The organism is Sphingobacterium sp. T2, assembly GCF_000814685.1.
Taxonomy (GTDB): domain Bacteria; phylum Bacteroidota; class Bacteroidia; order Sphingobacteriales; family Sphingobacteriaceae; genus Sphingobacterium; species Sphingobacterium thermophilum.
In genome coordinates this window covers 1-6,803 of the sequence record NZ_JXAC01000123.1, presented here as the reverse complement: position 1 = coordinate 6,803, position 6,803 = coordinate 1, and the positions used below count along the sequence as shown (strand labels likewise).

General features: G+C 41.7%; 7 protein-coding genes and 1 pseudogene. 2 read left to right on the top strand and 6 right to left on the bottom strand.

What is annotated here, in order from left to right; translation table 11 throughout:
• The 4 genes and pseudogenes from SD31_RS08790 to fucP form a co-directional block, all read right to left on the bottom strand.
• On the bottom strand, positions 1–632 hold a 632-nt coding region (locus tag SD31_RS08790; protein ID WP_039053849.1), incomplete at its 3' end, for an SDR family NAD(P)-dependent oxidoreductase.
• 25 nt (positions 633–657) lie between these two features.
• Positions 658–2,320, bottom strand: a pseudogene (locus SD31_RS08785) (UxaA family hydrolase).
• Positions 2,321–2,323: 3 nt separating this feature from the next.
• Positions 2,324–2,653 carry an L-rhamnose mutarotase gene (locus tag SD31_RS08780; RefSeq protein WP_039053848.1) on the bottom strand — a complete coding sequence of 110 codons (330 nt, stop codon included), beginning with the start codon at positions 2,651–2,653 and terminating at the stop codon, positions 2,324–2,326.
• On the bottom strand, positions 2,650–3,906 hold the full coding sequence (fucP, locus tag SD31_RS08775; RefSeq protein WP_039053847.1) for an L-fucose:H+ symporter permease: 1,257 nt from the start codon (positions 3,904–3,906) through the stop codon (positions 2,650–2,652). Before fucP ends, SD31_RS08780 begins: the two co-directional genes overlap by 4 nt.
• A gap of 134 nt (positions 3,907–4,040) precedes the next feature.
• Between fucP and SD31_RS08770 the strand changes: the two genes are divergently transcribed.
• Together SD31_RS08770 and SD31_RS08765 are read left to right on the top strand one after the other, a co-directional pair.
• Positions 4,041–4,901: an AraC family transcriptional regulator gene (locus SD31_RS08770; protein ID WP_039053846.1), complete on the top strand. Its 861-nt coding sequence runs from the start codon at positions 4,041–4,043 to the stop codon at positions 4,899–4,901.
• Between the two features lie 56 nt (positions 4,902–4,957).
• Entirely contained in the window at positions 4,958–6,106 is a 1,149-nt protein-coding gene (locus SD31_RS08765; RefSeq protein WP_039053845.1) for an exo-beta-N-acetylmuramidase NamZ domain-containing protein, read from the top strand.
• Between the two features lie 61 nt (positions 6,107–6,167).
• On the opposite strand, the gene SD31_RS08760 is transcribed toward SD31_RS08765, so the two are convergent.
• Positions 6,168–6,584, bottom strand: a complete 417-nt coding sequence (locus tag SD31_RS08760) for a SufE family protein (RefSeq protein WP_039053844.1) — start codon at positions 6,582–6,584, stop codon at positions 6,168–6,170.
• A 1-nt stretch (position 6,585) separates the two neighbouring features.
• A partial coding sequence (locus SD31_RS08755) for an aminotransferase class V-fold PLP-dependent enzyme (RefSeq protein WP_039053843.1) occupies positions 6,586–6,803 on the bottom strand: 218 nt, incomplete at its 5' end.

Sequence of the window (6,803 nt, the reverse complement as noted above, 5' to 3'; positions counted from 1 at the left end):
TGCGACTGCGCAAGTCTCTCAAACATCTCTTCTTCTTTTCCTGGATAGTTTTTGGCGATAAAGCCATCCACAAAGGGCGTATGAACACGCGCCGGAGAAATAGAGTTACAACGGATATTATACTTTAAATAATCGCGAGCAACAGACATCGTCATAGCATGTGCCGCTCCCTTGCTCATCGAATAGACAAACCTGTCACTTATTCCCACCAAAGCTGCTATGGAAGCTATATTAAGAATGACACCTCCCCCCTGTATACGCATTTTGGGTACTACAGCATACAATGCATTATAAGCTCCTTTGACATTCACCTCAAAGACCTTATTGAAATCCTCTTCTGAACAATTTTCTACGTTCCCTACATGAGCTATCCCGGCATTATTTACCAAAATATCCACCCGGCCTATCCTATCCACAACGTTCATCACGACCTTCTGATTAGCCACCGAACAGACATGCAATTGGGCCTTCCCTCCCTTTCGTGATATACTTTCTACAACATTAGCTCCTGCTTTCTCATTGAGATCAAGGATATGTACGAAAGCTCCCTCTTCCGCAAAGGTTTGCGAAATAGCTTTTCCTATACCGCTACCCCCACCTGTGATTATAGCTATTTTATCTTTTAACTTCATTCTATTAAACTATTAATTCATACAACTAAAGTGAAACACCTCTACGCCAAGGTATAAAATCATCCTGACCTAATAATACGGATTTCGGTGTTTCTTTGCCGCTGGCCACGGCAATAACATAATCCAAAATTCTATATGCCGCTTCTTCTAAGCTTTCTTCTCCATCGATGATGGTACCACAATTTATGTCTATGATATCCTGCATGCGCTGGTAGGTTGCCGTATTTGACGAGACTTTAATTACCGGAGTGATAGGGTTTCCGGTTGGTGTTCCTAATCCCGTAGTAAACAAGACGACGTTCGCGCCCGCTGCCACTTCCGCAGTAGTACTTTCCACATCATTTCCCGGAGTACATAGCAAATTTAATCCCTGCCTATTCGCTAACTCTGGATAGTCGGCCACATGTACTATAGGGGAAGTACCTCCCTTTTTGGCTGCTCCAGCAGACTTTATGGCATCTGTAATAAGTCCATCACGAATATTGCCGGGAGAAGGGTTCATATAGAATCCCGAACCAACGTCTTCCGCTTGCTTATTGTAACTCTTCATAAGCTGTATAAACTTCTTTGCCGTATTTTCGTCCACACAGCGTTCACTAAGTTCCTGTTCTACACCACATAATTCCGGAAATTCGGAAAGGATGACTGAACCTCCTAAAGCCACCACAATGTCGGACACCAAACCCACGGCAGGATTAGCCGAAATTCCCGAAAAACCGTCCGAACCGCCACACTCCAGACCTATGCACAGCTTACTTAACGGTGCCGGCTGACGAACCTGACTGTTAGCGAATACAAGACCGCAGAAGGTAGCTTTCAAAGCCTTCTGCATCAGCAGGTCTTCTGTTCCTTCCTGCTGATGCTCGAAAATATATAGCGGTTTATCAAAGTGGGGATCACGTTTTTCAATCTCAGCACGTAAAATGGATACCTGTGCATGCTGACAGCCCAAACTCAGCACCGTAGCTCCAGCCACATTGGGATGCGTAATATATCCAGCCAACAAACCACATAGCGCATCAGAATCCTGACGCGTGCCTCCACAGCCGAATTCATGCGTCAAAAATTTTAATTACCGTCTATCATTTTCAAATCAGCTTATTACTTTTAATCTTCCGTTTCTCTCCTGAAAAGTCTATCTGTAAGAGCTCTTCCACTGTGGCCCCTTTCTTGTATTTTTCTATCAATAGGTCCACCTCGTAAGAATAATCCTTACTCTGTACAGCATATCCTAACTTCTCTTCCAAAGCCTCCTTAAGAGTATGTACATTCCTGTTTTCACAGAATACCAAGGGTATGACCAACCAATAGTTTGCCGTACCTACCTGCCCATTACTACGATGATACCCTAAAAAGGTAGCATCCTTAAATCTGGTAACATCAGGCTTCTGCCATTCTAATTTTCTGTCTGTCATGTGAAAACCACCCGTAGCATGTCGCAGATTGTCTACGGTCAATAGACTACCCTCTTCAAGAAACTCGTTAACTTTACCTACCACCATACCGTACATATACACTTCGGCATCCTTAGACAAGGCATATAGCGTAAACTTATGCTTAGCCTTTACCTCCTGCCGCAACACAATAACCCTTCCGTCACAACGGATGATTGTGCCCTCCGGCAAATCCTTCAACGCCACAAGTACATTGTCCTGAGGGTGAATCTTCAAAAAACTTCTTCCTCCCATAGCTTACAACTCAAAAATCTTATTCATAAGCACCCATTTCTCTCCTTCTTTAGCCCCAGGCATTGCCTGCTGGTATTTCCACATCAACCTTTCCCATTTCTGCACGTCTATATTAGCTGCGTCCATCTCGGCTTTTTTCTCAAAACTGAATCCTTCGGCGACTTCCATGACCATACACAGTCTGTTGGCGAACCTATAAATCTCCATATGCACAATTCCAGCATCAAGAATTGACTGTTTCACTTCCGGCCATACTTCTCTATGATAACGTTCGTATTCCGCAATTAAGAAAGGATCATCCACAAGATCCAAGGCTAAAACATATCTTTTCATAAGGAATGATTTTCTAAAGATTCAACAGGGCGTGTATTCCACGCCAAAAACATTACCACCAAGAAACATAACAGCACGATGACATAAGAAGAGTGAATATTATGTGTCATATCGGTAATGCTGCTTGATAAGGGTGGAATGATTGCGCCCCCTACAATAGACATAATAATAAAGCTGGAAGCAGACTTGGTGTCTGATTCCGTATCCCGAATACCTATAGCGAAAATCGTAGGAAACATAATCGACATAAAGAAGGTAGTTCCTACCAAAGCATACAAAGTAGCCATACCAGATCCAAAGATGACTATCAAGGTCAACAGAGCAGCAAAAATGCTGTACAGCATCAATAGCTTATACGCTTCTACAAAACGCATAAAAAAGGTTCCCACAAAGCGGCCTATCATAAATAAAAGCCCGGCTAATGCTCCATAATATTTGGCTTGCTGGCCCGGCATATCCAAAGCGTCTTCCGCAAATACAAGTAAAAAGCTGAACACATAAATCTGTGCTCCCACATAAAAAAACTGAGCCACCACCCCCCAACGCACATTTTTGTGTTTCAGACTCGAAAAAAGGTTTTTGCCGACCACCTCTTCCTCATCCCTAATATCCGGCAGCTTGGTAAAGAAAAAGAGTATAGCTACCAGCAAAATCACTGCTCCCAACACAAGGTAAGGACCTTTCACCAACGACGTCTCGCTTTGTATATAAGCTAATTTTGCGGCATCCCCCAAGGCCATCAATTCCTCCTGACTTTTAGGCTCTTCTGCTAAAATGAACTTGCCCCCTACTATGGGCGCTAATGAGGCAGCCAAACCATTGAAAGACTGGGCAAAGTTAAGCCGCAATGCCGCCCTTGATGGGTCTCCCAATACCGTGATATAAGGATTCGCGGCCGTCTCCAGAATCGTTAGGCCACACGAAAGTACAAACAGCGCAGTAAGGAAAAACATATAACTCAAGCCATTAGCGGCAGGAATAAACAAAAAGCAGCCTAAAGCAAACAGCAACAACCCCACCAAAATAGCTGACTTATATCCATAGCGCTTCATAATCATTCCTGCGGGAATGGCCATCAGAAAATAAGCTATAAATACCGAGGAATCTACTAACGAAGCCTGAACATGTGTGAGACTGAATACACTTCGCAGATGTTTGATAAGTATAGGATCCAGATTATGGATGAAACCCCAAAAGAAAAACAATGAGGTTATTAGTATTATCGCAAAAGTATATGACTTTTGTTTGCTCATAATTACTGGTTTATATTTGGTTATCTAAAGATAGGACAATCCCTAAAAAATAAAGCATACCAATTTACCCAAAACATAAACTATATTACCCTAAGAAAATTGCATTTTACCTAATAGAGGAATATCTTAGATGTATGAAGATAAAAAGGCTGAGCTTGCAGGACAGTTTCCACAAAAGCTTACATGTACGAAGAGATACTTACCCTCAACATCACCAGGTCTGGCATTATCATGATGAAGTAGAGTTTATTTATATTATCAAGGGTACGGGAACACTCTTCGTGGGCGATTGTATCCAAACGATTGTTCCTGGCAACTGTGTACTTATAGGCTCTAACCTTCCCCACTATTGGATGTTTGACGAAAACTATCTTATTGGAGACAGCAGGATAGACTGTATTGTCATTCACTTTCATCCGCATTTTTTAGGAGAAAACTTCTTCCAGATTAAAGAACTTAAAATTTTGAATGACTGTCTTCTCGCTTCCGGCCGAGCTTTATTTTTAGCCGATACAGACAAAAGATGGCATAGCCTTTTCCACGCCATCCTAGAGGAAGAACATGTTCTTAAAATCACCGGTTTATTAAATGCATTATATTATTTTCAGAAAGAAAATCCACATAGTCTGGTGAGCAAAAATTATGCTTTCCTCAACCATTCGTTAGACGAAAAAAGAATGAACGATGTCATCCAGTACATCAAACAAAATTATCGCCACAAAGTAGAACTACAAGAACTAGCTGCACTGGCAAGAATGACCAAAAATTCATTTTGCCGCTACTTCAAACAAAAAACGGGAAAGACACCTATACAATTTGTCTCAGAGCTGCGGGTATCCCATGCCTGTAAGCTGCTCAAATCATCCGAACTTAACCTCAAAGAAATCTGTTTCGACAGCGGCTTTAATAGTTTCGTTAACTCTCATAAGATATTTAAAAGTATCACCAAGACTAGCCCCAAACAATATCAAAAGAGACACAACAAGCATTCATAAGCTGGTTAACATTAATTTTTTACCTAAATAAACTGTCAAATGTGTATTTTCACCACATGAATAATAAGATACGCTTCGGAGTCGATACCATGCTGGAAAAGGCTTCTTCATACCATGCACAAAGGATAGCTTTGGTATGTAATGCGGCCTCCCTGACCTCGCAAGGATTACATAGCAGATTTGCACTTCAAAAGGCGGGATTCAACATCGTAAAACTATTCGCCCCAGAACATGGCCTCGACAGTACAGGAGCGGATGGTGCCTACATAAACCATCAGAAGGACAATGTATTGAATGTTCCTATCATAAGTCTTTATAGTGAAAAATTAGCACCAGCAGAAGAAGATCTCTCCGATATCGATGTTTTATTCATCGACTTGCCAGATATAGGCGCACGCTTCTATACCTATCTGTGGACGATGACCTATGTGTTGGAAAGCTGTGAGAGACACCACAAACCTGTGGTGCTGTTGGACCGCCCCAACCCTATGGCACACAACCTCAATCTTGCTGAAGGTCCTTTCCTGAATTCAAAGTGCGTATCCTTCATTGGAAGGTATAACATGCCCATAACTCATCACTGCACCTTGGCCGAACTAGCTCAATACTTTAAAGCCATCTACTTCCCTGAGCTAAAGCTGGAAATTGTGGCTATGAAAGGATGGGATAGAACCCAAAATCAAGGTTATCCTTTCTTTCCTACCTCCCCAGCGATACAGAAACGCGATACCATATATACTTACGCCGGAGCTTGTCTTTTCGAAGGATTAAATATACACGAAGGCCGCGGTACTGATTTTCCTTTTGCACAATTTGGCGCTCCATGGATAGATGCCGTGCTCCTACACGAGCAGGTCAAAAAGCGACTGACTGAAGCACACATTGAAGAAGTACACTATGTAGCCAAAGAGTCTATATATTCGGGCGAAGTGTGTCATGGCTTGCGGATTATCCCTTGGAAACCTAAAACCTTTCAATCCGTTGATTATTTCATAAGACTTATACAGATTATTTATGAACTTTTTGGTGATAAGCTTACCGAAAGAGCTTACAAGACCCACGTCAACCCTTCCGGAAGTAGCCATCTCGACAAGCTGCTAGGTATACCCCAAGCTTTTGAGTTCTTAAAAAACAACAGAATTAACACCAAGGAGGGAATAGAACAATGGGTTAGAGATATTTCACCCTACCTTATATACACCTAACAAGGTGTGTTGCAATAGCCATAAACAAAAAAGAACTCTATCGGTGATAGAGTCCTTTTTGTTATTTATTCATCAATGCTATAGCGTATAGTTTCATCTGTTTGACCATAGCCAATAAACCATTGGCACGCGTCGGAGAAAGATGTTCTTTCAAGCCTATTTTATCGATGAAATAAAGGTCTGCCTCCGCAATCTCTTTTGGAGTATGTCCAGAAAGCACTTTCACCATCAGACTTACCAAACCTTTCGTTATGACAGCATCTGAATCGGCTTTGAAATAAATTTTTCCATCAAGCATTTCAGGATAGAGCCATACCTTAGACTGACAGCCTTTAATGATATAGTTGTCGGTTTTGTATTTTTCATCGATTAAGGGGACTTCTTTTCCTAGTTGGATGATGTATTCATATTTTTCCATCCAGTCTGTATAAAAAGAAAAGTCGTCAATTAATTCGTCTTGAATTTCGTTTATTGTCATTTTATAAAAGCATATTTAACGCACGAGTCAAACCCGCCACAAAATTATCAATATCTTCTTTCGTATTATATAATGCCAGGCTGGCACGCACTGTTCCCGGAATATTAAATCTATCCATCACCGGCTGTGCACAGTGGTGTCCGGTACGTACCGCTATCCCCAGCTTATCCAGAATCACACCTATATCATACGGATGTACGCCATCCACCACAAAGGATA